A 2,184-nucleotide genomic window follows, 5' to 3' on the forward strand; every position below is an offset into this window, starting at 1 on the left:
CTGATAGGCACCAGACTCAGGCACCTGCTCAGAAGGGCTACGTAATATGAAAAGATATCCTTATGGCTCTATGGCATGGACCAGACCCAGTGTTAGCATGGGCGAGAGTTTCTGTTTGTGTTTTTCCCCAGGATCAGCATGACCCATTGTGGATTCCAGAGAGACTATCGAGGCGGTGCAACAAACAAGATGAAGCCTCCGTTATTGATCCTGCTGCTGACCTTGACAATTCCTTGGCTAATCCAGGCCAAGGAACAATCCTGTGGGCCATAGCGAAAGTGTGGCCAATTCCCTTGCCTGTTCATACCGTATCTAAAGTTTTGCCTGTTTTCTTTTCTACTAGTTGTGAATTGGGCTTGCCTTGTGTCAATTTAGATCCTGACACTGCCCAGTATTCAGCCACTAATATTTCTCTCCATGGAGCATTATGCTTCTCCCTTATTAATAATTCTAATCCATGTATTTGGATGAAAAATGGCTTGATCGGCAGTTGGATTGATCCTCTTGGTAATTCTCAGTTCCAGAATCTCACAATAAGACTTCTTAATGTTTCTGGTACTAGGGATGAGAAGGGACCTTCCCTTAAGAATCTATCAATACATAAAACTTTGGATAATTTCACTGTTCCAGCTAGCCCAGTATGCTTAAACTCTCCCTTTTTCTTTCTGCTCTCTAATGCTACTAATGCTATCAAAGAAGTGATCTTGTGTAATTTGACTAACGTCTCCTGTATTGCTATTCAGTGTTTGAATGGTTCTGCTAATACAGCAGTAGTGATGAGGATTCCAATGTATGTTCCTATTCCGGTTAAAGTGGATACAGGAACATTTCCCATTACGGAAATCATCAGAACGAAATGGGATTTTGGCATAACTACAGCAATGGTTACTGCCATAACCCTTTCTGCAGCAGCAGCTATGACTGCTGCAGTTGCCATGGCTGCACAGGTCCAATAAGCTGAGACAGTCAATGACATTGTGGAAAAAACAGCTACAACATTAACTACCTTAAGATCTATTGATGGCCACTTAAAAGCTGGCATTCTAACTGTGAACCAAAGAGTGGACCTGTTGCAGGAGCAATGGATGATTTAGTAACCTTAACTTCCATAGGATGCATTCATTCCTTTTCTTCTTTATGTATCACCTCCAGGATAGCCAACAATTTCAACTAGAACAGCAACCTGAGTTGGCAGATGTGTGCCTACCTTCAGGGAAATTGGAGTCAACAGTTCGAGAACCTGACAGACACCCTGACACAACAGATTATTGCCGTGAATGCTACACGCCTGAGCCTGCCCACTGTTAATACCCTCTTAACTACCCTTAAGCGAGCCTTTAGTTTAGTTAAGGAATGGGCTGGAATAGGGGTTATGTTTTCCATGATGCTGTTAGCCATTTTTGTTTGCTTGTGGTGCCTATGCAGGATCAGGAAGTCGCAAAAATCCCAAGCTGCTATGTTGGTACAGGCCTTTGCTGCTGTGGAAGCAGGACAGTCCCCTCAAGCATGGTTATCCATGCTGACAGACAAATAGATGTCTGTCTCGCCCTTGCTGAGTGAGTGATGCGTATCTGAATCAGTCATGCTCAATGACGGGCACCTACCCTCATGCTGAGCGAATAAGCATACATGTGTTCCCTTCAACCTAAGACATGAGCCTGTGAGGGCGACACAGTGACTCTTTGACGGGTAAGATAGGGACACTGGGGTTGAACCTAAGACAGAGATGACTGAAATCTGACAACAGATAGATACTGCTACTCCTATAATATTAAAACAAAAAGGGGGAACTGTAGGGAGCTGCAGAAAACCGCACCCAAAAGATGGCGCCGGTTTCCGCCCTCCGCCAGCCCGACGGCGAGCGCTCTCTGTGGTAAACAACTCCAAATTTGGTAAAGGTCATGTATCCTCTTAATTCTGCTTGGAGACAACCTATCCTGGCGCGCCACGTAGGGTTAGGTGATTGGTAGATGTAGACTATATCAGGCCCCGTCTCCCTCGGCCCGGGGCCGCCGCCGCCATTATACACTGTACAAAGCAAAGAGGTTCCCGATTAAACTGTGTTTGAAGAAGATTCCTCGGTGTGGCGTCTTTCTTGCTGGTCAAGGGTGGACACCGCAGGAGAGCTCACAGCTCACCCCTGTCCCCTGTTCCCCCTGCAGCAATCAGGAGAGAGGACCCTGA

At 45.9% G+C, this 2,184-nt stretch carries 1 protein-coding gene; it reads left to right on the forward strand.

Annotation, left to right across the window (positions count from 1 at the left end; all coding sequences use genetic code 11):
* Positions 1 to 62: 62 nt before the first annotated feature.
* A complete protein-coding gene (locus KRX52_RS14565; protein ID WP_254797612.1) occupies positions 63 to 956 on the forward strand; it encodes a hypothetical protein in 894 nt (297 codons plus the stop codon).
* Positions 957 to 2,184: the final 1,228 nt, after the last annotated feature.

Origin of the sequence: Geopseudomonas aromaticivorans, from assembly GCF_019097855.1 — a bacterium.
Taxonomy (GTDB): Bacteria; Pseudomonadota; Gammaproteobacteria; order Pseudomonadales; family Pseudomonadaceae; genus Geopseudomonas; species Geopseudomonas aromaticivorans.

Coding starts and splice junctions, on each gene's coding strand:
- KRX52_RS14565 (WP_254797612.1), top strand. CDS start 63: ATGGCTCTATGGCATGGACCAGACCCAGTGTTAGCATGGGCGAGAGTT.